Genomic DNA, 25,637 nt, shown 5'->3' with positions numbered 1-25,637 from the left:
CATCCCTTACACGGTTTGAACCAAAAGAATTTCTTCTATAGTCGGAATCTCTCTTCTTAGTAGAGTTAAAAGACTCTCGTCAACGGGATTATCAACTTCGCAAATCGTAATCGCAGGACCTTTGATTTTCGAACGTTCATTTGCCATACGGGCGATGTTGAACCCTTTTTCCTGCAGAATCTTCGATAGTTCCGCAATTACTCCTTTTCGATCAGAATGACGGATCACAAGGGTTGGGCGTTCACCGCTAAATTTTAACGGATAATCTTCAAATTCCTGAACTTCCACTTTACCTCCGCCCAATGAGCTGGCTAATACCTTTACCTCATGCGATTCTCCCGCTAATTCAATCAAAACGGTATTCGGATGGTAGCTCCCAAGAACTCGTTTTGTAAATTCATATTTTAGTCCATTTTTTTCAGCTACTTCTTTCGCATTCGGAATGTCATCATCCATTGTTGTTAACCCCAGGACGCCTCCTATCAGAGCTAAATCTGTCCCGTGTCCTTGATAAGTTTCAGCAAAAGAGCCCATCAGTGTAAACTTTGCAAATAGAGGTTTTTCTTTTAAAAGCTGGTAAGCAATATTACCAATCCGAACAGCCCCCGCAGTATGAGAACTCGAAGGTCCTACCATTACAGGACCGATGATCTCATATGCGCTTTTGTATTTTGCTGGTGCGCCGTCACTAGATTTTCCCCCTAGAATCTTCTCTTTTAATTTTTGCCCTGTTAGAGTTCCAGCCAAACCTCCTATTCCCGTTTCTCTTAACGATTCGGGCATTTGCTGTCCGACTTCATGCATCACTTGAATGACTTCGTCTGGAGGAATGATGCTAACCACCCCAGCTAACGCCATATCTGCCGCAGCTTGAGCGGTAATGGCATGTAATCCGTTGCGATAGATGCACGGAATTTCCACCAGCCCGGCAACAGGATCACAAACCAATCCCAATGAATTTTTCAACGCAATCCCGACCGCGTTTCCCACCTGCTTCGGTGTTCCGCCAGCTAGTTCCACTAATGCACCTGCAGCCATTGCAGTTGCTGACCCAATCTCGGCCTGGCAACCTCCTTCAGCCCCTGATATCGAGGCTTTATTAGCAATCACTAAGCCAAGTGCAGAAGCAGTGAAAATTGACTGTACAATCAGGTCACGGGTAAATCTTCCGCTGTCTAGAGCCTGAACAAGTACAGCTGGCAAAATCCCCGCCGCACCGGCCGTAGGTGTCGCGACAATTCTCCCCATTGCCGCATTAACTTCTGATACGGCCAGAGCATTGGCTGCGACATGTAAGGTAGTGGAATTAACAAAGGAGTTCCCTTTATTGGCATACTCATAAAGACGGTTTCCATCTCCCCCAGTTAAACCAGTACGAGACATTACTGGATTCTGAGTTCCTTTGCGGACAGCCTCCTCCATGACCTTAAATTGTTCTGACATTTTTTCAATAATTGTCGCTCTAGATAAACCATTCTGTACCGCTTCTGTTTTTATCATTAATTCTGAAATGGTTGTGTTCTCCTGCTCTGCCATTCCAATTAGTTCCTGCAAGTTTGTAAAAGACATGGTGTCACTCCTTGATAGCAGCCATTCCTGCGCAAATAATAAATTAAGAACTTTTATTATACCCTTTAAATGAGCAGAAAAGGGCATCCAATAGTCGAGCACACGAATGATTGGAAAACCCTGTTCATTTGTTTTACTTTGTTCAAAATACTGTTGAAATAGTCAAGCTTTCCTCACTGGTCACAAAATTCAGAGGATGGTACGGACATGCCGTACCACCCTCAGATTTGGTGCGAATTTAATTAGAAAAATCCTTTAATACTTGCTATGATAGTTAGCAAACCGATAATAAGGACAAACACGTTGCTAAGTTTTCCTCTGTATTTAGCTAGTGCAGGAATTTTACGGATCGCAATCATTGGTAAAATACATAAGATAGCAGCAACTAATGGCGCGCTGAGGCTATCGATAATTCCAAGAATGCTCGGATTTGCATAAGCAACATACCAACATGTTAATACTGCAAAGACAAGAATTGAATACTTAATTGTTTTTTCTGAAGGGTTTTTCCCACGTGCTCTGCTAGTTTCAAGAATTATGTCACGCATTACCTCGTATACTCCTACATAATGGCCAAGGAAGGACTTGGTGATAGCAACCAATGCAATGATAGGAGCTGCAATCGTGATTAATGGCGAATTAAGACGATTTGCAAGATATGAAAGGATTGACAGATTCTGTTCCTTTGCAATTTGTAGATCATGTGGAGTTAAGCTCAAGCAGCTGCTCCAAACAAAGAACATAACGACACTGAATGTTAAAATATAAGTGAATTTTTGTATTTGGGCACATTTAGCGTCAGTACCTTCTATACCATACGTTGCCCTCTGCTTAATAACAAATGGCGATATAATAGGCGAATGGTTAAATGAAAATACGATAATTGGTAAAACCAAGAAGATCATTCCAATATACCCTGTTCCTGTTGAACCAGCAGAAACACTTGAAAAACTAAGCATTGACGTATTCCAATTTGGAATCAAAGATATTGCGATATAAAGCAGTGAAGCGATAAAAGGATATACAAGCGTGCTCATTACCTTTACAGTAATTTCTTGGCCAAAATTCAATATAGTTATAAGACCGAGTACTAATACAAGCGATAAAATAGCTCTTGGCGGTGCCGGCATGTGTAATTGATTCACGATAAAACTATTTGCAGTATTTGTTAGCGCAACCGAGTACAACAGGACGATCGTATAGATTGAAAGGAAAAATACAATGTTAAAAACTTTACTTGCAGTATTTCCGAAATAACTTCTTACCGTACCTGTAATTCCCTCCTCAGCATTTTCGGAAGAGTAAATCATTTTAGCAAGCGCTCTATGCGAGAAGAACATAACAGGAAATGCCAGTATGGTAATGAGCAGTAATGAAAATAAACCTCCTGCTCCTGCATTAATAGGTAAAAAGAGTACTCCTGCTCCAATTGCTGTTCCAAAAAGGCTCAATGCCCAGGTGGTATCTTGTTTATGCCATTTTTTAGGATCTGGAAATTGCTTACTGTTTTCTACAATACTTTCATCTATTAGATCAAGTTTTCTAGCTGTATTTCCATTCATACTCTAATTCCTCCTCGTTAACCTATTATTTTTTTTCACCAAAAATTTTATTTTTAATAGCAACTCCTGTAGGTGTCGCTGCTATACCGCCTAAACCTGTCTCTCTTAACTCGCGAGGCATCTGTCTCCCTACTTTTAACATCGCTTCAATGACTTCATCAGCATTGATGATATTGCCTACGCCGGCTAATGCAATGTCCGCTGCTACTAAAGCATTTGCTGTTCCAACGGCATTTCTCTTTACACACGGAACTTCTACCAAACCCGCCACCGGATCACAAACTAAACCGAGTAAATTTTGCAGCGCAGTTGAGAATGCTTCAGAAGATTGCTGTGGTGTTCCTCCAGCAGCTTCTACTGCTGCTGCTGCCGCCATTGCTGAAGCACTGCCTACTTCAGCTTGACAGCCGCCGAATGCTCCGGAAATACAAGCGTTATTTGCTACAATCATTCCAAATAAAGCTGAAGTGAATAGAAAATGGACCATATCTTCATGACTTAACTGTAGCGAATCTTTAATACTAAATAGTACTCCCGGGATCGTTCCACTCGCACCTGCTGTTGGGGTTGCACAAATAACCCCTATCGCAGCATTTACTTCATTAACACCGACAGCACTTTGGACCCCTAACATCATCAAATCTCCGGAAAGAGTGTTCCCTCTTTCACGATATTTTTTTATTTTAACAGCATCTCCTCCGGTTAACCAGTCGGAGAAACTACTCCGTTGCCCTCAATACCTTTATTTGCGGAATTTTCCATGACCGCTAAATTCTTTTCCATTTTACGCCAAACTTCTTCATAAGAACTTTTTGTTTGCTTGATTTCCTGCTCGATTGCTAATTCATAGATTGGCTTTTGTCTTTTATTAGCCGCATCTATAATTTCTTTTATGGTCATGTACATAAAATTTTCCACCTCCCTAATATAATTAAAGAATAATGATATTAGCTGTATTGCTAAAAATCTCTAATTCCTTCTGAACATCACTAGGTAATTGAGATTCCAAAGCAAATTCATATAAATATTTTCCGTTTTTCTCCAAACTATTAAAATTATTAATTTCCACATTATATTGTTTAAAGATCCTGCGTAAGATCATTTCAAGGTCATCTCTTTCGGAAATTGCTATAATAATCGGCAATGGTCCTTGAAGATTTAAGCTAAAACCCTCAATTTCAATATGTTTGACTTCAATTAATCCCCCACCTACCGAAATACCCATCGTTCTAATACTTCGACTTTCATCCTCCAAATAAACATCTACTGTATTTGGATGACCTGCAGGACTATCATCTACTTCTTCAATAAAGGTAATATCAATTCCATTAGATTCTGCTATTTTAATAGCATCAGGCACTCTACTGTCATCAGTAGAAAATCCGATGATCCCAGAAATAATGGCATAATCCGTTCCGTGTCCTTTATGGGTTTCAGCAAATGATTCATAATACTTTACCACCACTTTTTTTGGAAGACCTTGAAATAATTTATTGGCAACTGTTCCAATAGCTAAGGCACCTGCAGTATGTGAACTGGAGGGACCTATCATAATCGGTCCTATCACATCAAAACAGCTTTTGTAATTAACTACCTTTTTTTCTTTAATAGGTACTACATTCATATTCATATAAGATTCCTCCCAAAGTTGCCATACCAGTTATTGGAATTACCAATCCGAAATATGTAGTTGCTTTTTCTGCTATTATTCTTGCATTATATGTTCCAAAAATCGGGACAGGATTAGCTAGATAATATCGACTTATCTAAGAGGTTCAATAGCAACTGATATCGTATTAGAATTATCACTAAACATCAATGGCACTCATCGCGTAAGGGTTTTCATTATTATCAATTAAAATTGATTCACCCGAGGACTCCCGTGATTGCGAAAACCCCTATATGGATTGTTATAAAACTTTAAATTTTTAACCCAATCCTTTCTCAAATTTTCGGAATAATTTATTGCAATAATTATTTTTTATTACTACATGTAAAAAGTATCACATAAAAGAACGTGATGTCAACGAAATAATAATAATAAATTATTTTTATAGAAATTTATTATTACTCCTTGGAATGTTGCCAAAGTCTGTTATAATTTTTAGTATTATATATAATTTTCTTCGTTTAATTAGTTAAAAACTCTAAAGATTGACGTTGCTCCCCATGAAAAAGAAAGCGTTTCGTAGAAGGAGGAATAATTAATTGGATAATGAGCTATTTCGACACTATAAAAATATAATGAATTATTTCGGTGAAATTTTGGGATCTAATTATGAATTTGTTTTACATGTTTTAAATCCTAATGGAGGTTCTCAAATCGGTCACATAGTCAATGGAGAATTAAGTGGAAGATCTTTAAGCGGCCCATTAACTAACTATGCAAAAAAGCTAATTGATGAGAAAGTATATTTAAATAATGATCATGTTGTAAATTATGTTGGTGAAGGACCAAGAGGTAAAAAATTTCGTTCATCAACTTTGTTTATAAAAGATGGTCAAGGTCAATTACAGGGCCTTTTATGTATAAACTTTGATGCAGATACCTATTGGAAAGTCGCAAAGGATGTATTAAAGCTGGCTAATCTAAGCTTAGATATAAAGCGTATTGAAAATAACAATGATCAGGAACACCCAGTTGAAAAACTTACCGGTAATGTTCGTGATATCATTTATACAGTAATAGATAAAGATATATTAGAATCTGGTGCTCAATTATCACCTGAACAAAAGAAACTTGCTATTTCCAAATTAAAGGAATATGGGGTATTTGATATTAAAGGTACAATAAATGAAGTTGCTGAGATAATGGGAATGTCGGAATCAAGTGTTTATCGTTATCTTCAAATGATATCACGCAACGAAAAATCTGATGCTATCTAAACTAAAAAGTAGACACAGATATTATATGAAAAATATCCACTGTAAGAGGGTGTGCCTGTATGGCAAGTGGCAGCTGTCTACCTAAAAACTAAGTTTTGGGCCGCTTCTCCTCTCCCTTCTTTCCCCAAACCGTCATTTACCAAGCTTTTCCCCACTTTTATTCAAACGTTTTATCAAATAAAAAAAACGCCCCAAAAATAGGGCGTCCTTAATCTTAGCTTCGCATCGCTTCGACTTTTTCTTTCACTTCTTCAATATTTTTCAGCTTGTTATCCCAGCATTTTTTGCTTAGGTCAACCGGGTATTCGGCTGGATTCAAAATCCGCTTGTATTCATCCCATAGGAATGCAAGGTTTTGCTTTAAATACTCGCGAGATTCCTCGATTGGAGGCAATTCGTAAACTAATTCACCATTCACAAAAATTTCTTCGTGCAGTTCACGGGCAGAAAAATTGGTCACAACTTTGTTAATATAGGTATGCGTTGGATGGAACATTCTTAGCCGTTTTTCTGGCAGTTTTTCTTCCTCCATTGCAATATAATCTCCTTCTGCATGGTGGTTCACGTTATTAATAATTCGATAAACCTTCTTTAACCCTGGAGTTGTTACTTTTTCCGGGTTTGATGAAATTTTAATCGTGTCCTCCATGTTTCCATTCTCATCTTCAATGGCGACAATTTTGTATACTGCTCCAAGTGCAGGCTGATCAAACGCCGTTATTAGCTTAGTCCCAACTCCCCAGCTATCAATTTGTGCACCTTGAGCCTTCAGGTTAATAATTGTATATTCATCTAAATCGCTTGAGGCAAAAATTTTAGTACTCTTGTACCCAGCCTCATCGAGCATTTTGCGTGCTTCTTTTGATAAATAGGCCAAGTCACCGCTATCAATGCGGATGCCAATAAAATTGATCTTATCGCCGAGTTCATTTGCTACTTTGATGGCATTTGGTACACCGAGTCGGAGTGTATCGTATGTATCCACTAAAAATACACAGTCCTTATGTGTTGCTGCGTACTTATGGAACGCAATGTATTCATCTTTATAGGCCTGGACCATCGAGTGTGCATGGGTGCCTGCAACTGGAATTCCAAATAATTTACCTGCCCGTACATTACTTGTTGCGTCAAAACCTGCAAGGTAGGTTGCCCTTGTCCCCCAGATTGCTGCATCCATTTCCTGGGCACGTCTTGAACCAAATTCCATTGCTACCTCATTGCCCACTACCTGCTTGATTCGTGATGCTTTAGTGGCAATTAATGTTTGATAATTCACAATGTTAAGCAGAGCTGTTTCAATCAGTTGAGCTTCACCAAGAGGGGCATCAATTCTCATGATCGGCTCATTTCCATAAACCAATTCTCCCTCTCTCATGGATCGAATGGTTCCCGTGAAACGCAGATCTTTAAGAAAAGCCAAAAAGTCATCTTTGTAACCCACTTCGTTTTTCAAATACTTTATGTCTTCATCAGTAAAACGAAAATCTTGAATGAATTGGATTACCTTCTCTAAACCTGCAAAAACCGCATATCCGTTTCCAAATGGGAGCTTTCGGAAAAACAATTCAAAGACCGCCCGTTTATTATGTATCCCATCTCTCCAATATGTCTCTGTCATATTAATTTGATAAAGATCTGTGTGAAGAGTTAAACTATCATCCTGATAAATATGTTTCATATTGACCTCCGACATGTGTGAGTGTTATACAGCAAACCATCTATTGTTTATTTAACTATTATCCCCATTGCCTGCTCAAAGTGCCCCAGCGCCCATTCATGACCCATTTGGTTAAAGGAAGCAACCGCATCTTTATAAACAACAATCTTAAATCCCCTGTTATACGCATCAACTGCTGTGTGGAGGACACAAATATCCGTACAAACTCCAACAAGATGCACTTCCGTTATTCTGCGCTCCCTTAATTTCAGCTCTAGATCTGTACCCGCAAAGGCTGAGTAACGTGTTTTATCCATATAAATAACATTCTCAAGCTCTTTATTTTTTTCATAAACGTTTTTTAATTCCCCAAATAACTCTCTGCCCTTTGTTCCTCTAATATTATGTGGTGGAAATAATTGAGTTTCAGGATGATAGGAATCATCTTGATCATGCAAATCTATTGCAAACACAACAATATCTCCATTCCGAATGAAGGCTTCTGTTCGTTCAACAATTTTATTTTCGATTTTTTGTCCAGGTTCCCCACATGTTAATGCCCCATCATCCGCTACAAAATCATATGTATAATCGATGTTGATTAACGCTTTGCCTGCCATTCCCCCTCAGCCCCCTTGAATAGTGTCTGGAATCCTGTCTTTTCTTATGTCATTATAACACTATTTGCAAAATTGCAGAAATACCTATTAGGTAAAAAGCGCCAGTTAAGCAAAATCCGTCGGCTTTATCGCAAGTTTAACAGTTTATTAAATAAAGAAAAAGTTCGTCCCTGTTGGAAACGAACTTGTTTTAACTGTATCTTGTTCCAGATATCCAATCGGTTGGTTTATCAAGGGGTCGTATATCTTCGATCGGAACAAACACCTCTAAATGACGATAAAGGTTTTCAAACTCGGCAGGAAGCAACCCGCCGAATTCACCATCCAAATTTAATTGAGCAACCTTTTCAGTTGAATCCACTTTTATATGATTTGCCTGAGTGTAGATCACATTTGGATCATTTACATGTTCACCTCTTAAAGCTAATGTTGCAATTCGAATAAAATCAGCAAGATTAATTTTCTTCAAAATTAACAACGAAAACAATCCATCATTTATAGAAGAATCAGGAGCCAATTTTTCAAATCCGCCAATTGAGTTGGTCAAACCGACAAGGAAGAGCATAGCTTCTCCCTCAAAAAGCTTGCCATCATATTCGATTCTTAAATCGGTAGCTTTAATAGAAGGTAGCATTTCCATTCCTTTTAAATAGTAAGCAAGCTGGCCAAGCATTGTTTTTAATTTGCTGGGCACCTCATAGGTAAGCTCAGTAATCCTTCCTCCGCCAGCAATGTTGATAAAATACTTATCATTAATCCTGCCAATATCAACAGGAATGGTATCCCCTTTTGTAATGATCTCAACCGCAGCCCCGATATCACGCGGTATCTGCAATGCACGGGCAAAATCATTGGTTGTCCCCCAGGAATAATCCCTAGCTTCGGACGAAACTTCTGCTCGGCAATTCCGTTTACTACCTCATGGATGGTTCCATCTCCGCCTGCAGCAATTACCACATCGTACTCACGTTCAACCGCAATCTTTGCTGCATTTGTAGCATCTCCAGCACCTGTTGTTGCATGACAGGAAGCCTCATATCCTGCTACTTCCAGCTTTTGAAGAATATCCGGCAGATTACGCTTAAGAATCTCCCTCCCAGATGTAGGATTATATATAAGTCTTGCTCTTTTCATCGTCATCATCCTATTACTAAAATTCGCTCATTTTATGAAAGGTCTGCATTTGTATAAAAATAGAATAAAACGTACCAATCTCCCTTGGAAACGTCCGACTATTATCATAACTCATTTTTCCTTTTTTGCAAAAAAACTCGGAAATATTTCTCAAAAAGTTAATACATCATACCGATAGCAGCGGCAGCTAATTTATGAAGCCACTTGAAAGAATGGTAAAATATTTTTCTATATTAATAAAGTAATCATATTGACTAAGCATGAAAAATTGTATTATAAATAAAGTTAATAGAATTTTTATTCAATATAAAATATTAGTAAAAATAATATTTTATGATAAAGTAAACTCGTTTGTGGTCCTGGGCAATATAGTGGCGATGTTTTACTTTTTACATTTAGAATTTTATAAATATGAATTCTAATTCAAGAATAAAAAAATAATTTTAATGGAGGGTAATGAATGTCAAAGGAAACTCTACAGCTTGTTTCCATTGGAATTTACTTCAGCCGGTATGCTTTTAATTGGCTGGTATGCCTACCGGAAAACGAGCAATCTTACTGATTACATGCTGGGAGGACGATCGTTAGGTCCAGCAGTTACCGCCTTAAGTGCAGGCGCAGCCGATATGAGCGGCTGGCTCTTGATGGGATTGCCTGGAGGTGTGTATGTCACCGGATTGGCGGACGCATGGATTGCCATTGGATTAACAATCGGTTGCTATCTTAACTGGTTATTAGTGGCCCCCCGATTACGTACCTACACACAAGTAGCAAATGATTCTATTACGATTCCAAGCTACTTAGAAAACCGCTTTAAAGACAATACGAAAATGCTTCGGATTGTTTCAGGAATTGTTATTTTAGCGTTCTTTACTTTTTATGTTTCTGCAGGATTGGTTTCAGGTGCTGTATTCTTTCAAAGCTCATTCCATACAAGCTATCATACTGGTCTTTATATTGTAGGCGGCGTCTGTATTGCCTATACTCTTTTTGGCGGCTTTCTTGCCGTTAGTTACACAGACTTTATCCAAGGTTTGATGATGGTCATCGCACTATTGCTCGTACCGGCAATTGGAATTTTCCATACCGGTGGACCAGTTAAAACATTTGAGACCATTCACTCGATTAATCCAACCATTTTAGACTTATTTAAGGGAACATCTTTATTAGGAATTATCTCGGCTATGGCATGGGGTCTTGGTTACTTTGGCCAGCCTCATATCATTGTACGGTTTATGGCAATTACGACTGTCAAAGAAATTAAGAATGCACGTAGAATTGGTATGAGCTGGATGATCTTCTCTTTACTTGGTACAATCTTTACTGCTCTTATTGGTTTAGCCTTTTTCCATCAGAATCACCAGTACTCATTGAAAAACCCCGAAGCGGTGTTTATTCAACTTGGACAAATTCTATTCCACCCACTGTTTGCAGGCTTCGTATTAGCAGCAATTTTAGCAGCCATTATGAGCACCGTTTCTTCGCAATTAATAGTAACATCAAGTGCTCTAGTTGAGGACTTGTACAAAATGGTTGTCCGTAAAGATGCAAAGGACAAGGAACTAGTTTTCCTTGGAAGAATGGCTGTTCTAATCGTTTCCATTGTAGCAGCAGCACTTGCTTTTAAGCAAAACAATACGATTCTAAACCTTGTAGCCTATGCATAGGCAGGTTTTGGTGCTTCCTTTGGCCCAACTATTCTCTTAAGCTTATTTTGGAAGAAGATGACCAACTGGGGAGCCTTGTTCGGAATGATTGTTGGTGCTGTTACTGTTATTGTTTGGAAAAATGTTGGTCTTGGTGATACTCTCTATGAAATAGTGCCTGGATTTGTCTTTAACTTAGTAGTTTCTGTAGTAGTCAGTTACATGACATATCGGAAAAACAACGAGATTGAAGAAGATTTTCAGGAAAGCGTCAAATTGTTAAAGCATGGCTAATAGAATGGTCCCTTCTAATAACGAAGGGACCTTTTTTAGTTTGGATAACTGGAATTGACCCTTCCGCCCCTTCCAAGTGCTCTACCCAACTGAGCTACATCCCGTCCTATTATTTATATTCTTCTATTTAGCGCTTCATCCCTGCTGCTATTTTAACCCCTGACTCATTACGACAGATATTATTTCAATCAATCGTTTGATTAAATTCATAAAATACTTTATTGTTAAGGCTTTTTTAGAAAAATGATATAAAAAAGTTGTCTATATTTTTGTTTTCTTCCATATAAAACTTTTACATTCATCTACAAGTTTTTCTAGCCGATTTTTAAACAAACGTTTGATTAAAAATCTATAAATCGTTGTTATATAAAGAAAGTTTCCCCAGGAAATATAAAAAGAAAGTCGAAAAAAGCTGACAGAGTGTTCTCTGCCAGCTTCAATACATTACCTCTTCTGTATTTCTTCTTCAATAAGCTTATTTACCATTTGCGGGTTAGCCTGTCCTTTTGTGGCTTTCATGATTTGACCTACAAAGAAACCTGCTGCTTTCTTTTTGCCATTCTTATAATCTTCAATGATATTCGGATTAGCATCAAGTACTTCGGTTACGATTTTAAGCAATGCGCCCTCATCAGAAATCTGCACTAGTCCTTTTTCTTTTACAATCTGTTCCGCATCTCCGCCATTTTCAATCAGTTCTTTAAATACAGTTTTTGCTATCTTCGAGGAGATAGTCCCATTTTCAATTAGCTTAATCATACCTGCAAGACCTTCTGGTGTTAACGGAACATCAGCCAATTCTTTTTGTTCTGCATTTAAATATCCTGAAACATCGCCCATGATCCAGTTGGACGCTAATTTTGGATCTGCACCGCCCTTAATCGTTGCTTCAAAGAAGTCAGCCATCTCTTTTGTTACCGTTAAAACCTCGGCATCATAAACGGGAAGACCAAGTTCTTCTACATAACGTTTCCTGCGGGAATCTGGAAGCTCAGGAATTTCGGCGCGAATTCTTGCCTTCCATTCCTCATCAATATACAAATCAGGAAGGTCTGGTTCTGGGAAGTAGCGATAATCATCAGATCCTTCTTTGACACGCATCAAAATTGTTGTATTCGATGATTCGTCAAAACGGCGTGTTTCTTGATCAATCGTTCCGCCTGACTTTACTACTTCTCTTTGCCGCCATTCTTCGTATTCCAGCCCTTTGCGGACAAAGTTAAAAGAGTTCAAGTTCTTTAACTCTGTTTTCGTTCCAAATTCTTCTTGTCCAACAGGGCGAATGGAAATATTCGCATCACAACGCAGTGAGCCTTCCTCCATTTTACAATCTGAAACACCCGTATATTGGACAATTGATTTTAATTTTTCAAGATAAGCATAAGCTTCGTCTGGTGTCCGAATATCTGGTTCAGATACAATCTCGATCAGCGGCGTTCCCTGACGGTTTAAATCCACCAGCGAGTAGCCGCGGCCATGGTTCAGTTTTCCAGCGTCCTCTTCAAGATGAATTCTTGTAATACCAATCCTTTTCTTATAACCGTTAACTTCAATATCGATCCAGCCATGTTCTCCAATTGGTTTATCAAACTGGGAAATCTGATAGGCTTTAGGATTATCCGGGTAAAAATAGTTTTTACGGTCAAACTTCGTATCGGTTGCAATCTGGCAATTCAATGCCATTGCTGCTTTCATGCCAAAGTCAACTACCTTTTTATTTAAGACTGGCAGTACCCCAGGATAGCCTAAATCAATGACGTGTGTATTGGTATTCGGCTCAGCTCCAAAGCGGTTTGGACTGGACGAAAAGATTTTTGATTCTGTTTTTAATTCTACGTGGACCTCAAGTCCGATCACTGTTTCAAATTCCATTTCTTTCACCCCCTACAGTTGTGGCTTTTGCTTATGATATTCTGTTGCTTGTTCAAATGCGTGCGCTGTGCGATAAACGGTTGCTTCGTCAAAATGCTTGCTAATAATTTGCAAACCTAATGGAAGACCCCCATCGAATCCGCACGGAATAGAGATTCCTGGAACCCCTGCAAGGTTTACAGGAATCGTTAAGATATCATTTACATACATCGTTAAAGGATCAGCAATTTTCTCACCAATTTTAAAAGCTGGAGTAGGCGTTGTTGGTCCTACAATCACATCATATTTTTCAAAAACGTCCTCAAAATCCTTTTTAATAAGGGTACGGGCTTTTTGTGCTTTTTTATAGTAAGCATCATAATAGCCAGAGCTAAGTGCAAATGTGCCTAACATAATCCGACGTTTCACTTCATCACCAAAGCCCTCTGCTCTGGTATTTTTATATAAATCCATTAAATTCTCAGCATTTGGCGTTCTGTATCCATAGCGAACTCCATCAAAACGGGAAAGGTTAGCCGAAGCCTCTGATGAAGACAAGAGATAATAGGTTGCCAGTGCATACTTAGAATGTGGTAATGACACTTCTTCCCAAACGGCTCCCTGTTTTTCTAACACCTTAAGGGCATCCAGTACAGATTGACGCACGGTTTCACTGACACCTTCGCCAAGATATTCTTTCGGCACCGCAATTTTAAGACCCTTTATATCGCCTGTCAGTGACTCTACAAAATTAGGAACATCAATATTTGCAGAGGTAGAATCCATTGGGTCAACACCGGAAATAGCCTGAAGGAGATAAGCATTATCCTCAACCGTTCTAGTAACTGGTCCAATTTGGTCTAGTGATGAAGCAAACGCTACAAGCCCAAAGCGGGATACACGGCCATATGTTGGTTTCATGCCTACAACTCCACAAAAAGCGGCTGGCTGGCGAATGGATCCACCCGTGTCTGAACCAAGAGCAAATAATACTTCCCCTGCTGCTACTGCTGCGGCTGAGCCACCTGATGAGCCGCCAGGTACGGTTTCAAGATTCCAAGGGTTCTTCGTTTTTTGGTAAGCTGAATTTTCATTGGATGAGCCCATTGCAAACTCGTCCATGTTTAATTTTCCGATTGTAATCGTTTCTGCTTTTTGCAGTTTCTGAACAACAGTTGCATCATAAATCGGATTAAAGTTTTCTAAAATTTTACTTGCGCAGGTTGTCCGTAAACCATTTGTAACAATATTATCTTTAACGCCGATTGGCATTCCAAACAACAGGCCTTTTTGGTCGTCAGTAGACAAACGATCATCAAACTTTTTCGCCGATTCCCTTGCCTGTTCTTCATCTAATGTTAAAAATGCTTGAACTTTACCGTCCACTTCGCCAATACGCTTATACGATTCAGCTACGAGGTCGGATACACTTAGTTCTTTTTTATGTAAAAGTTGATGAAGCTCAGCAACTTTATGATCAAATACACTCACTGTTTCTCCTCCTTAATCCCCCAGAATAGATGGTACTTTGAATTGGCCATCCTTTTCTTCAGGTGCATTTTTGAGTACTTCCTCTTGTGGCAGCCCCTTTTGTGGAACATCTTCACGTAAGACATTTTTAATGTCCAATACATGTGAGGTTGGTTCTACATTTTCAGTATCCAATTCATTCAGCTGCTCAGCAAATGTAATAATGGCATCAAGCTGTTTTGTGAATTTTTCTGCTTCTTCTTCAGTTATGGCCAATCTTGCTAAATTGGCTACATGTTTAACCTGATCTATTGAGATTTGCGACATTTTCTTTACCTCCTATCGGTTCAATCCTCATTATTTGATCATACCAAATAATTTAGTCACCTCGCAACGATCGAAAGCGATCATTAACAGTTAGAAAACGTTTACATTAGATTTTTTTCTGAAAAATAAAAAACTATCGGCAAAATTTCTTCGCCGATAGTTGAGTTTGAGTAGATCTTAGCTTGGGATTGATTCTACATCTTTTCATGTCGTTTCTACATATTTACATTCGAATTCTACATCTTTACAGAATGATTCTACATTTCAGTTTGGGATTCTACATCTTTTCATAACGATTCTACATCCCCGAACCTGGATTCTACATCTTACAGATCAGGTAATATTAATGTTTCCCTACATGCCCAGTTTGGTTGATCATCCTTGCAACAGCACTGTTTTTCATGAAGACAGCCAAAACAAGAAGGCCAATTAAGGCTCCGCCAAGAGCACTAAAAATAAACAGCGGAATAAAACCAAATAAGGTTGCTTGTTTTCCAAGTAACAATGTAGAAATTGGATAGCAGGCGATCGCTCCGATAATTCCTGTACCAACTACTTCTCCAAAGAAAGCCATAAATAATTTGTTTGTTTTTTTGAATAATACTGCTGCCAACAAGGCTCCAATGATACTTCCAGGAAAAGCAAAAATTGAACCCGTTCCAAGGATATTTCTTAATACTGAAATACAGAAAGCTTCTGCTAAAGCATAGTACGGTCCAAGCATGACAGCCGTTAGAACATTAATAAAACTCTGCATTGGAAAAAGTTTCGTTAGACCAAGCGGAATAAATAAAACATTGCTCGTTAGCGTACCAATGGCAATTAGCATGGCCGTTAATGTTAGTTTTTGTGTCTTTTTCATCGTGATTTCCCCTTATCTTGTAGAAAGCACCAGGGGAACAGAAAAAGGACTCCAACTCAATAGGAATCCGCATGTACGTATGTGCATACACTTCCCTACGCTGGCATAATCCAGATCAGGTAATAGGGTCAAAGATTTGGGTCTTTTTCTCAGCCTGCCATTCCCAGGCTCCCCTAGTGCTATCCTTTATTTTTCCTTTTCATTATATATCAAAAATTAAAAGTATGGGGAAATTTTAACTTTAAGGAGTATTTTCACACTTTGTTGCGTCTAAATAACTTAGCAAAAAATGAAGACTTTTTCTTTTTTACATTCGAGGTTTGATTTGACTGTTCCTCTGGATTCTCTACATATATGTCTTCTTTATCGATTGCATAAGCCATTGCCAGCACAAGACCAATTTCCGTCTCATGCTCTTTGTTGGTCACAATTGTATTTTCAATTTTGTACTTATTTGCCAGTTTTACATATTTGGATAATTGCTCATAACTGATATTGCCATTTAAAAATAGATGCGAGGTTGGGTGCTCTTTCATAGTTTGCTCCACCTGCGGGTATACCTTTTGTTCCACTACTTGGCCTACCTTCAGTGCAATGATTACTCTTTCCCTGTAGGTACCTAAAAATTGGCGCTTTTCCTCAGGCTTGATTTTCTTTGGCCCATACATTCCTTCTTTTAGCACATCATCAACAGACGGCTTATTCAAATAGACCAACTCCAATCATGAATAACATCTTATTCTCCTTTAATACATATGTTTCCCTAAAAAAAACGTTCCTTTCCATTAATCTGTAAAAATAAAATAAGCGGCCCTTTACCCATCAAAGAATAAAAAGCCGCTTATACCTTATTATTTACATTCACTCTGTCCTTTTCCTCCATGTGGTCTAAATATTTTCTTATTTTCCACTTTAGGGTCCTGTAATTTGTTAAATAAATACGTTAAATAGGAGTTTAAGTCAAATTGATCTTTTTGAATAAATCCTGACATTTCCATTCTCATTTTGATTTCCTCCTTTGGTAAGATTTCGTTATCTACTTTCTTCCCAAATTATGAATCTTTTATACATAAAAGTTAGAAAAATAGTTTTTATTATATTGATAAAGTGTATTGGCCCCGCCTTCGCCAAATACAATGATAGCCACGCATGCTATCCAACCTATTTATAGATTAGCAGTTTTTTGTTAACAACATGATTCAATAGATTAAAAATTATGTTACGCAAATATTAAGATTCTGTGATTTATACAAAAATTAGTTCCCCTTACATTTCACATCTTAATGGACTTGGTTCACAAAGCTAAAAGCCCTTCCCTTAATGCCGGGAAGGACTAGATCTTTTATCATTTTGAAGTGAATTGAGCTTCTTCTGTAGACCCTTTTAATGCTGTTGTAGATGAAGTTCCCCCAGTGATGACCATGGAAACCTGATCAAAGTACCCTGTTCCAACTTCCCGTTGATGTCTTGTTGCTGTATATCCATGTTTTTCACTTGCAAACTCTGCTTGCTGTAATTCAGAATATGCTGCCATTCCACGGTCCTTGTAGCCTCGTGCAAGCTCAAACATGCTGTGGTTCAGAGCATGGAAACCAGCAAGTGTAACGAATTGGAACTTGTAACCCATTTTTCCAAGCTCTTCTTGGAAGTTTGCAATAGTATTCTTATCAAGTTTTGCTTCCCAGTTGAATGATGGCGAACAGTTATAAGCTAATAGTTTACCAGGGAATTTTTCATGGATTGCTTCAGCAAACCTTCTTGCTTCCTCAATGTTTGGTTCTGACGTTTCACACCAGATTAGATCGGCATATGGAGCATATGCTAAGCCACGAGCGATTGCTTGGTCAATCCCGGCCTTCGTTCTAAAGAATCCTTCTGATGTCCGCTCACCAGTAATAAATGGAGCATCAGTTGGGTCAACATCACTTGTAATTAAATCAGCGGCATTCGCATCGGTACGAGCAACAAGTACAGTCGGAACACCCATTACGTCTGCAGCAAGGCGGGCTGCAATCAGATTCCGAATAGCTGTTTGCGTAGGGAGCAGAACTTTACCGCCAAGATGGCCGCATTTTTTCTCTGAAGAAAGCTGGTCTTCAAAATGGACGCCTGAAGCACCGGCTTCAATCATTCCTTTCATTAACTCAAAGCAGTTTAGCTGTCCACCAAAGCCTGCCTCGGCATCGGCCACAATTGGCGCAAACCAATCAATGGAGTGGTCTCCCTCGCCATGTGTAATTTGGTCAGCACGCTGCAATGCTTGGTTAATTCTTTTTACAACACTTGGAACACTGTTTGCTGGGTACAAGCTTTGGTCAGGATACATATGTCCTGAGAGGTTTGCATCTGCGGCAACCTGCCAGCCGCTAAGATAGATGGCTTTTAGTCCTGCTTTTACTTGTTGGACAGCTTGATTTCCAGTAAGAGCACCAAGGGCATTAATATAACTTTCTTCGTTCAATAATTTCCAAAGCTTTTCTGATCCTTTTCTTGCTAGCGTATGTTCGATGTCAATGGATCCGCGAAGTCTGATAACATCTTCAGCTGTATATGGTCTTTGGATTCCTTTCCACCGATTATCGAGTTCCCATGATTCTTGTAATTGTTTTGCTCTTTGATCTGCCATTATAAATTCCTCCTTAAAAATAAAAGTCTATTAATATTGTTTTTTAGCGCATTTAAACTTTGATAACAGGAAAATCTAATTAAAAAATATTTCTAAAGAATCTCATCCCACATTGTTAAATATAATGGGCGTAGAGCTTAAAACCTTCGCTAGTCTAATAAAACCACCCCTTTGTTATAATACAGTAACACCTCATGTTTTGTATTATATAACACAGATTCTAAAAATGGAACTGTTTTTTCTGAATTTTTTATTTAAAAGTTATTTTTGGTAAAAATTAACTAGGTTTTAAATATAAAAAATGCAGGTCCCCGTTCTTAGGGACCTGCATTTGTTCAGTGATGGATCAATTCCTTATATAACGCTTGAAAATCTGCTAGTCTATTTTTACTATTTAAAAATTGCGGGGTAACAATTTGGTTTAACAGCTTGCTTTTTAGTGAGGGATCCTTCACTTCTTGCAGGATCTGCTGTCTTGCTGCTAAAAGGAAATTCAAATAGTCCTCATACCGTTCATCAAATTCTTGTTCAAGCTGACTACGTATTTTTCGAGCTAAGGTAGGGCTTGCCCCTCCAGTAGAAACTGCAACTGTCAGCCTGCCGCGCTGAACTTTTGCAGGAACGTGAAAATCAGATTCCTCAGGATCATCAGCAATTGTGATTAGAGAGTTTGCTTCCGTAGCATCTTTAATCTTTTGATTAAGTTCTCTGTCATTTGTTGCTGCGAAAACCAGAAAGGCCCCTTCGATGTCTTCATCCGAAAAAATCTTGGCCAGCCATTCAATTTTCCCAGTCTTTACAAACAATTGGAGCTCCAAACTGATCTCCGGAGCAATAACCGTAATATTGGCTTTTGTAGCGATTAAACCAGAAATTTTTCTTTCCGCTACCCTTCCACCGCCAACCACGACAACCTTTTTTCCAGCAAGTTTCAGCATGATAGGGTAATAAGATTCCATGAAATCACCTCAGAGGTTGTTCATTTGTATTAAATACTCAATTAATACTTCCCTTGTCGCTTTAGAAGGCATTCCCTTCGGTGCAAAATCCATTTCTTCTAATTTGTTCCATGTTTGCTGTCCCATGCTGATGATGGCAGTGTCTTTTAAAAGTTCATATGGGTTTAGACCGCATTCATTGACTCCCGCCACAAAGGGTGCAACTGCTGCTTTACAAGGAAAAACTACTGTATTAATATCGGCTTCCCCAAGCATTCTTTTAAAAATCGGGAAAAATTGCGGGTCAAGTTCTTTTTTGCTTGTTACCATAATATCAACTGCTCTAGAATCTAACCGCTCATCCCCAACTAGAAGCAGATTTTCAGTTTCCGCTATTTCCTCAGCAAGACTGGCTGTAAGCCCCCGTTCATTCAAAGCCTTAATGGTTTTGACAGAGCCCCCAAAAAGATCAGCTTTGATTTTGCGAATATCAATTCCGTTTTCAATGAGAGTGATAAAAAATTCACTGACATGTTCAGGTGCAGTAAATAGGATTTTTTCATAAGTTGGTAATTTGGCTAAGATTTTTTGCTCCACTGGTAACTTAGTCTTTTTCCATTTTGGGAATTCAATCACATCTGCACCGAGATTCATCAATTCCTTTGCCAATTCACTTTTACTTTCACCTGTACGAGCAAGTAAAATTTGGCGGCCATATAATGGCTTTTTCTCAAACCAACTAATTTTTTCGCGTAAGGAAATAACTGGCCCGACAAGGATAATCGATGGATTGCTGAATTTAGCTTCCTGGACCTTCACAACAATGTCTGCTAATGTTCCTTCCAATGTTTTTTGGCGGCCAAAGGTACCCCATTGAATTAAAATAACAGGCGTATGGGCCGATTTGCCAAACTTAATTAAGTTTTCACAAATAAACGGCAAATTTCCAACACCCATGTAAAAAGCAATGGTATCCACACCCTTTGCAAGTCCTTCCCAATTAAGGAGCGGCTTACCGTCCTGTGATTTATCATGTGCAGTAACGACAGCAAACGATTCAGCATGTGCCCGGTGCGTAACAGGGATCCCGGCATAAAGCGGGGCAGCAATACCCGATGAAATACCTGGAACCATCTCAAACGGAATTCCAGCTTCAGCAAGGGACTCGGCTTCTTCTCCCACTCTGCCAAAAACACCGGGTCTCCTCCTTTAAGTCGAACAACCCGTTTTCCTTCGAGTGCCTTTGCCACTAGCAATTCATTGATATGTTCCTGTCTTAGAAAATGGCGGTCAGGTAGCTTGCCGCCGTAGATTAACTCACAATCACTAGGTGCAAAATCCAATAATTTTGGATTCGCAAGCCGATCATAAAGAATCACTTCTGCTTGTTGGATCGCTTCCAAACCTTTTACTGTAATCAGTCCAATGTCCCCGGCCCTGCACCTACTAAAATAACCTTCCCCTTGTTCATGTTAAGCCCCTTTCTAAGCTATAAAAAAGGCAAGCTTCCTTTGGGTGCTTGCGCTAAGTACTCCACATCGTTATTTTTATTATGCATGATTTACTGTTTAAATAGTAATTTTTTAAAATGAATACTCAGATTTGATAAACACATACATATCCAATCTGTTTACTGTGAATTAAATTATAACCTCATTGCTTAAAAAATACCACTTTTATATTATTAAAAAGAGGGAGGCCTTTATATAGCTGCCCCCTCCTCTAGATTTTTTTCTCTTTGTTACCCTATTATCATTTTTCTAGTTCATTAGGTAACATAGATGCTCTCTATGTTACCCTTGCTTTCCTTTTCACGCTCGTTTGGTCACATAGACGCTCTCTCTGTTACCTTTGCCTTCCTTTTTACACTCGTTTGGTCACATTGAACCTCTATGTGACCTTAACCGTCCTTTTTACGCCCGATCGGTCACATTGAACCTCTATGTTACTTTTAACTTTCTTTTTGCGCTCTTTCGGTCACATTGAACCTCCCTATGTTACCCTTGCTTTTCCTTTCACGCTCGTTGGGTCACATAGACGCTCTCTCTGTTACCTTTGCTTTCCTTTTCACGCTCGTTCGGTCACATAAAGGCTACTTCAGTAGATATACGATATCTTCCTCGATCTCAACGGGATAAATCCTTACTTGTCCTTCATCAGGTGCTTGAACCTTACCGTCTATTAAAGAAATTTTCCAATCATAAATAGCATCAAAGATATATTCACCGCTAACCATACCATCTGATAAGACCCCTCCCCTTGGGTTGGGGCTGCGGTTTTCGATCGCCCGCACTGAGCCATCGGTTAGTTTAAATAAAGCTAATTTAGTATCTTCGGTTTTCACTGCATATCCAGCTTTTAAAGGTAGTTCAGAATAACGAGCCACAGCTACACGTGTAATAGTTTGATTCATTTAGATTCACTCCCTACTAAAATCTCATGCTTGGCATAATATTTATGTTGAATTTCCTCACTTTGGATGGCTTCATTCCAAGGTTCAATATATTTACTTAAAGTTTTGTCCATACGCTCATTTAACGCTTTTCTTGTTTCTTCGTTTGCCAGAACTTCCTGAACGTGGCTGAGTCCTACTCGTTCAAGCCATTTTGAAGTTCTTTCTAAATAGTTGGCTGTTTCCCGATAATATTGGAGGTAAGCACCAGCGATTTCCATAACCTCATCCTGAGTTTTTACCGTCATCAGATGATCACCAGGACGAAGATCAACTCCGCCGTTTCCGCCGACGTAAATCTCCCAGCCTCCATCAATTCCTACAAAACCTAAGTCTTTAATTCCTGCCTCAGAACAGTTTCTTGGGCAGGCAGATACGCCCATTTTTACTTTATGTGGTGTATCCAGACGTTCAAACTTCTTCTCAAGTTCAATGCCTAATGCCATTGAATCCTGCGTTCCGTAGCGGCAGAATTTTGCACCAACGCAAGTTTTCACCGTTCTCAGTGTTTTACCGTAGGCATATCCTGATGGCATATCAAGATCAGCCCAGATGTCAGGTAAATCTTCTTTTTTAACACCGAATAAACCAATTCGCTGACCGCCGGTTAACTTTACCAGTGGTACATTGTATTTTTCAGCTACTTCACCGATTGTTTTCAAATCCTGAGCCGTTGTGACACCGCCATACATTCTTGGGATAACGGTATATGTTCCGTCTTTTTGAATGTTAGCGTGCATTTTTTCATTGACGAGACGGGAATCACGGTCATCCTTGTATTCATCCATATAGATCATGCCAAGTAAATAGTTAAGAGCAGGGCGGCATTTTGTACAACCTTCTTCATTTTTCCATTCAAGTACATTCATGACTTCTTTAATTGTTGTTAAGCCTTTTTCCTTAATTTCCGCAACTACTTCATCGCGGCTTAAAGTAGTGCAGCCGCAAAGGCTTGTCTTTTGAGCTGATGCATCAAATTTATCACCAAGGGTATGAGCTAAAATTTGACTCACCATTGGTTTGCAGCGGCCGCATGAACGGCCGGCATTAGTGCATTGACTCACTTGATCAAGGGTAGTTAATCCCTGGGAGTTAATGGCTTCCACAATCGCACCTTTTGTAACGCCGTTGCAGCCGCAAATTAATTCATCATTCGGCATTGACGCCACATCATTACTGTCACCGGCGCCATCTTGCGCTTGTAGAATCGAAGTACTTGTCATGCCGCTAATGTCTTCTTTTTTGGTCAGCATCCGGAATAACTTGGTGCTGTCTTTTGTATCACCATAAAGAACAACACCGACGATATTGTTATCCCTGATAAGGATTTTTTTATAAACTCCATCAAAATCATTATGAATTTTAATCGCTTTTGTTGTGTTATCTTCAAAAATTTCTCCTGCTGAGAACAGGTCTACTCCAGCAACCTTTAATTGCGTACCAGTAATAGAGCCTTCATATGGATTTGTTTCTTTGCCGCAGATTTTGCTTGCCAGCACTTTTCCTTGCTCATAAAGCGGTGCAACAAGACCGTAGACAATCTCACGGTGTTCAGCACATTCACCAACCGCATAAACATTTTCACTGGTTGTTTCCATAAAATCGTTAACCATAATTCCTCGGTTAACACAAATGCCGCTGTTTTTAGCCATTTGAGTATTTGGTTTTATTCCAATCGCCATGACAACTAAATCGGCTTTGGTTTCTGTTCCATCTTTAAAGCGGAGGCCTGTAACCCGATCATCACCTAGAATTTCAACGGTTGCTTTTTCCATTAAGAATTTCATACCCTGTTGCTCGAGTTCCTTTTTCAACATGGATGATGCAACAGGATCCAGCTGGCGCTCCATTAAATCCGCCATTAAATGGACTACCTCAACCTCCATGCCTAAGTTCAGCAAGCCTCTAGCCGCTTCAAGTCCAAGCAGTCCGCCGCCAATGACGACTGCTTTTTTAAAATTGCGAGCTTGATTGATCATCATTTCACAATCATTTATATCACGAAAACCGGTTACACCCTCTTGATCCGCACCTGGGATTGGTAAAATAAACGACTCTGAACCTGTTGCGATAATCAGTTCGTCGTACGCTGCAACAAGTCCGTTTGCAGTCACGACCTGCTTAGCTTGTACATCAATTTTTTCAACAGTTTCGCCTGTATATAATTGAATTTGGTTTTCTTCATACCATTCTAATGAGTTAATGATAATTTCATCAAAACTTGTATCCCCTTGGAGGATGTTGGATAACTTTATCCGATTATAGTTTGGGTATGGCTCTTTTCCGAAAATCGTAATTTCAAATTTTTCAGGTGCAATCTTGATAATTTCTTCAATTGTTCTTACCCCGGCCATTCCATTCCCGATCATGACTAGCTTTTTCTTATGCATCGTTGACCTCTCCTCTTGTGATTAATGATTTATATTAAAATATGGCTGATTGACGTTTTCTCTATGCTAATATTGTAAACTCAAGTAGCACTAAAAATTTGTGAAGTACGTCACATTTTGCTTATTTATGTGAAATCTTTCACATTTTTGTCACTATCTAAATTTACAAGAAAAGATGAACAATAAAAAAGCGCAGGTACCATTTTTTGGTACTTGCGCGAAGGATAAACTAATAGATATGAACATATGGTTCACTTTGATTTGCTTTACGCTCAATCAAGGCTTCTGGACCATCTACGGAACTTACATTTACTGTGACAGTGATATATTTTGGAAAATGCTCCATCACCAATCCTGTTACATATTGGGTGAATCCAATGGCTTCAGTTTTTCCATAGAACTGAATCGGAATATTAATATCAAGATTTTGAAGCTGGTCATCTACATAAAACGCCTTCCCAATAACTCCATTGAAATTAGGGAAATATTGTTCCACATCTTGCTTGAAGTTCAAGAAAGCCGTTAAGTCATCACGATGATCGTTTTGAGCTTCAGTTGATGGAAATAAAGAATATTTCTCATTAATACTGCTCCAGCTTCCTAGGCTTGAACTGCTGTTATCAACTTCATTATAAGAGAAAAAGTTTCCCGGGACGACAGATGACTTGCTTTGTGCTTTAAATAAAGCAAAAGTGATCGGAACATCTTTAAGATCCTTCATATCTCTTAATCTGGTCAAGATTGTTTGTGCCATTTGTTTTCCTTGTGCCGTTAGGTCTTGATCTGAAATGGCTTTTTCATAGGTAGGACCATACTGGACCGTTTGATAATAATAGGTTGAATTTAGTGCGAGACCAATAACGACCCCGCCAAGTTTTACTGTATTATTGCTATCTTTGACCATATAGTCATGCTCCAGGATTTGCGACAAATACATTGGTGTTGAATTATCTCCTGCAGTATCAGTCGGATTTAGTCCATTACTGTTTTGGTCCGTTTTTCTGCCAAGCCAAGCTTGGGCATCGGCCCTTTTAATTTCCTGGCCTTCACGGAAAAAATATTTACTTGGATTAAATTTATTTTGTGCTACTCGCATTAATCCAGTTTCAAATTCATCGATATCATATCTTGTATTCAAATTACTTACGACCATACCTCGTGTTTCTCCTGGCACAAACGGCAGAATAGTCTGGTAGTAATCCCCTGAAATTTTATACTTCGGAATAATGGATTTTCCACTTGACTTTTTATTCGTTTGAACCACATCATTTTGCTTTTGAAAATTTGGTGCACTGCACGCACTTAGCAAAAAGATCAGAGAAAAGGCGAGTAATGAGAGTTTTCTCACGCCGT

17 protein-coding genes, 4 pseudogenes and 1 riboswitch are annotated in these 25,637 nt (G+C 38.9%); of the genes and pseudogenes, 2 read left to right on the top strand and 19 right to left on the bottom strand.

The genetic code is table 11. The features are described from left to right. Positions 1-6: 6 nt before the first annotated feature. From sdaAA (RCG17_RS15265) to sdaAB, 4 genes and pseudogenes are all read right to left on the bottom strand, one after another. Entirely contained in the window at positions 7-1,569 is a 1,563-nt protein-coding gene (gene sdaAA, locus RCG17_RS15265; RefSeq protein WP_308171017.1) for an L-serine ammonia-lyase, iron-sulfur-dependent, subunit alpha, read from the bottom strand. A 242-nt stretch (positions 1,570-1,811) separates the two neighbouring features. Next, the gene (locus tag RCG17_RS15260; RefSeq protein WP_308171016.1) at positions 1,812-3,131 is read right to left on the bottom strand and encodes an aromatic amino acid transport family protein; all 1,320 of its coding nucleotides are present in this window, start codon (positions 3,129-3,131) and stop codon (positions 1,812-1,814) included. 25 nt (positions 3,132-3,156) lie between these two features. After that, positions 3,157-4,037 (bottom strand): annotated as a pseudogene (sdaAA, locus tag RCG17_RS15255) (L-serine ammonia-lyase, iron-sulfur-dependent, subunit alpha). Between the two features lie 25 nt (positions 4,038-4,062). Further along, entirely contained in the window at positions 4,063-4,761 is a 699-nt protein-coding gene (gene sdaAB, locus RCG17_RS15250; protein WP_308171015.1) for an L-serine ammonia-lyase, iron-sulfur-dependent subunit beta, read from the bottom strand. A gap of 578 nt (positions 4,762-5,339) precedes the next feature. Between sdaAB and RCG17_RS15245 the strand changes: the two genes are divergently transcribed. Further along, positions 5,340-6,017, top strand: a complete 678-nt coding sequence (locus RCG17_RS15245; protein ID WP_308171014.1) for a helix-turn-helix transcriptional regulator — start codon at positions 5,340-5,342, stop codon at positions 6,015-6,017. Between the two features lie 214 nt (positions 6,018-6,231). Here RCG17_RS15245 and RCG17_RS15240 read toward each other — a convergent pair whose 3' ends face one another. From RCG17_RS15240 to RCG17_RS15230, 3 genes and pseudogenes are all read right to left on the bottom strand, one after another. Then, entirely contained in the window at positions 6,232-7,695 is a 1,464-nt protein-coding gene (locus tag RCG17_RS15240) for a nicotinate phosphoribosyltransferase (RefSeq protein WP_308171013.1), read from the bottom strand. 47 nt (positions 7,696-7,742) lie between these two features. Beyond that, on the bottom strand, positions 7,743-8,294 hold the full coding sequence (locus RCG17_RS15235) for a cysteine hydrolase family protein (protein WP_308171012.1): 552 nt from the start codon (positions 8,292-8,294) through the stop codon (positions 7,743-7,745). 190 nt (positions 8,295-8,484) lie between these two features. Beyond that, positions 8,485-9,428, bottom strand: a pseudogene (locus RCG17_RS15230) (diacylglycerol kinase). 460 nt (positions 9,429-9,888) lie between these two features. Between RCG17_RS15230 and putP the strand changes: the two are divergent. Then, a pseudogene (putP, locus tag RCG17_RS15225) lies at positions 9,889-11,368 on the top strand (sodium/proline symporter PutP). Positions 11,369-11,812: 444 nt separating this feature from the next. Here putP and gatB read toward each other — a convergent pair. The 12 genes and pseudogenes from gatB to RCG17_RS15165 form a co-directional block, all read right to left on the bottom strand. Next, complete coding sequence (gene gatB, locus RCG17_RS15220) at positions 11,813-13,240, bottom strand: Asp-tRNA(Asn)/Glu-tRNA(Gln) amidotransferase subunit GatB (RefSeq protein ID WP_308171011.1); 1,428 nt, start codon at positions 13,238-13,240, stop codon at positions 11,813-11,815. Between the two features lie 12 nt (positions 13,241-13,252). Next, positions 13,253-14,710: an Asp-tRNA(Asn)/Glu-tRNA(Gln) amidotransferase subunit GatA gene (gene gatA / locus RCG17_RS15215; protein ID WP_308171010.1), complete on the bottom strand. Its 1,458-nt coding sequence runs from the start codon at positions 14,708-14,710 to the stop codon at positions 13,253-13,255. A gap of 12 nt (positions 14,711-14,722) precedes the next feature. Further along, positions 14,723-15,016, bottom strand: a complete 294-nt coding sequence (gene gatC, locus RCG17_RS15210) for an Asp-tRNA(Asn)/Glu-tRNA(Gln) amidotransferase subunit GatC (RefSeq protein WP_308171009.1) — start codon at positions 15,014-15,016, stop codon at positions 14,723-14,725. Positions 15,017-15,359: 343 nt separating this feature from the next. Continuing rightward, positions 15,360-15,878, bottom strand: a complete 519-nt coding sequence (thiW, locus tag RCG17_RS15205) for an energy coupling factor transporter S component ThiW (protein WP_308171008.1) — start codon at positions 15,876-15,878, stop codon at positions 15,360-15,362. Positions 15,879-15,953: 75 nt separating this feature from the next. Continuing rightward, positions 15,954-16,063, bottom strand: a riboswitch (TPP riboswitch). A 69-nt stretch (positions 16,064-16,132) separates the two neighbouring features. Next, a complete protein-coding gene (locus tag RCG17_RS15200; protein ID WP_308171007.1) occupies positions 16,133-16,585 on the bottom strand; it encodes a YueI family protein in 453 nt (150 codons plus the stop codon). A gap of 144 nt (positions 16,586-16,729) precedes the next feature. Then, on the bottom strand, positions 16,730-16,882 hold the full coding sequence (locus RCG17_RS15195) for a hypothetical protein (protein WP_308171006.1): 153 nt from the start codon (positions 16,880-16,882) through the stop codon (positions 16,730-16,732). Between the two features lie 341 nt (positions 16,883-17,223). Next, a complete protein-coding gene (gene aceA / locus RCG17_RS15190) occupies positions 17,224-18,504 on the bottom strand; it encodes an isocitrate lyase (RefSeq protein ID WP_308171005.1) in 1,281 nt (426 codons plus the stop codon). Between the two features lie 335 nt (positions 18,505-18,839). Next, a complete protein-coding gene (locus tag RCG17_RS15185) occupies positions 18,840-19,463 on the bottom strand; it encodes an NAD(P)-binding protein (protein WP_308171004.1) in 624 nt (207 codons plus the stop codon). 9 nt (positions 19,464-19,472) lie between these two features. Continuing rightward, positions 19,473-20,821 (bottom strand): annotated as a pseudogene (cobA, locus tag RCG17_RS15180) (uroporphyrinogen-III C-methyltransferase). Between the two features lie 713 nt (positions 20,822-21,534). After that, the gene (gene nirD / locus RCG17_RS15175; RefSeq protein WP_308171003.1) at positions 21,535-21,855 is read right to left on the bottom strand and encodes a nitrite reductase small subunit NirD; all 321 of its coding nucleotides are present in this window, start codon (positions 21,853-21,855) and stop codon (positions 21,535-21,537) included. Continuing rightward, on the bottom strand, positions 21,852-24,284 hold the full coding sequence (nirB, locus tag RCG17_RS15170) for a nitrite reductase large subunit NirB (protein WP_308171002.1): 2,433 nt from the start codon (positions 24,282-24,284) through the stop codon (positions 21,852-21,854). Before nirB ends, nirD begins: the two co-directional genes overlap by 4 nt. Positions 24,285-24,513: 229 nt before the next feature. Continuing rightward, the gene (locus RCG17_RS15165) at positions 24,514-25,632 is read right to left on the bottom strand and encodes a CamS family sex pheromone protein (RefSeq protein WP_308171001.1); all 1,119 of its coding nucleotides are present in this window, start codon (positions 25,630-25,632) and stop codon (positions 24,514-24,516) included. Positions 25,633-25,637: the final 5 nt, after the last annotated feature.

Source organism: Neobacillus sp. PS3-12 (assembly GCF_030915385.1).
Taxonomy (GTDB): Bacteria; Bacillota; Bacilli; order Bacillales; family Cytobacillaceae; genus JAEVLT01.
This window is presented reverse-complemented; position numbering and strand designations above follow the sequence as displayed.

What these genes read in the sequence shown, in the direction of transcription:
- thiW (WP_308171008.1), bottom strand. Translation starts at nt 15,878, where the DNA reads ATGAAAAAGACACAAAAACTAACATTAACGGCCATGCTAATTGCCATT.
- RCG17_RS15185 (WP_308171004.1), bottom strand. Translation starts at nt 19,463, where the DNA reads ATGGAATCTTATTACCCTATCATGCTGAAACTTGCTGGAAAAAAGGTT.
- gatC (WP_308171009.1), bottom strand. Translation starts at nt 15,016, where the DNA reads ATGTCGCAAATCTCAATAGATCAGGTTAAACATGTAGCCAATTTAGCA.
- gatB (WP_308171011.1), bottom strand. Translation starts at nt 13,240, where the DNA reads ATGGAATTTGAAACAGTGATCGGACTTGAGGTCCACGTAGAATTAAAA.
- RCG17_RS15240 (WP_308171013.1), bottom strand. Translation starts at nt 7,695, where the DNA reads ATGAAACATATTTATCAGGATGATAGTTTAACTCTTCACACAGATCTT.
- RCG17_RS15260 (WP_308171016.1), bottom strand. Translation starts at nt 3,131, where the DNA reads ATGAATGGAAATACAGCTAGAAAACTTGATCTAATAGATGAAAGTATT.
- aceA (WP_308171005.1), bottom strand. Translation starts at nt 18,504, where the DNA reads ATGGCAGATCAAAGAGCAAAACAATTACAAGAATCATGGGAACTCGAT.
- sdaAB (WP_308171015.1), bottom strand. Translation starts at nt 4,761, where the DNA reads ATGAATATGAATGTAGTACCTATTAAAGAAAAAAAGGTAGTTAATTAC.
- nirD (WP_308171003.1), bottom strand. Translation starts at nt 21,855, where the DNA reads ATGAATCAAACTATTACACGTGTAGCTGTGGCTCGTTATTCTGAACTA.
- RCG17_RS15195 (WP_308171006.1), bottom strand. Translation starts at nt 16,882, where the DNA reads ATGAGAATGGAAATGTCAGGATTTATTCAAAAAGATCAATTTGACTTA.
- sdaAA (WP_308171017.1), bottom strand. Translation starts at nt 1,569, where the DNA reads ATGTCTTTTACAAACTTGCAGGAACTAATTGGAATGGCAGAGCAGGAG.
- nirB (WP_308171002.1), bottom strand. Translation starts at nt 24,284, where the DNA reads ATGCATAAGAAAAAGCTAGTCATGATCGGGAATGGAATGGCCGGGGTA.
- RCG17_RS15235 (WP_308171012.1), bottom strand. Translation starts at nt 8,294, where the DNA reads ATGGCAGGCAAAGCGTTAATCAACATCGATTATACATATGATTTTGTA.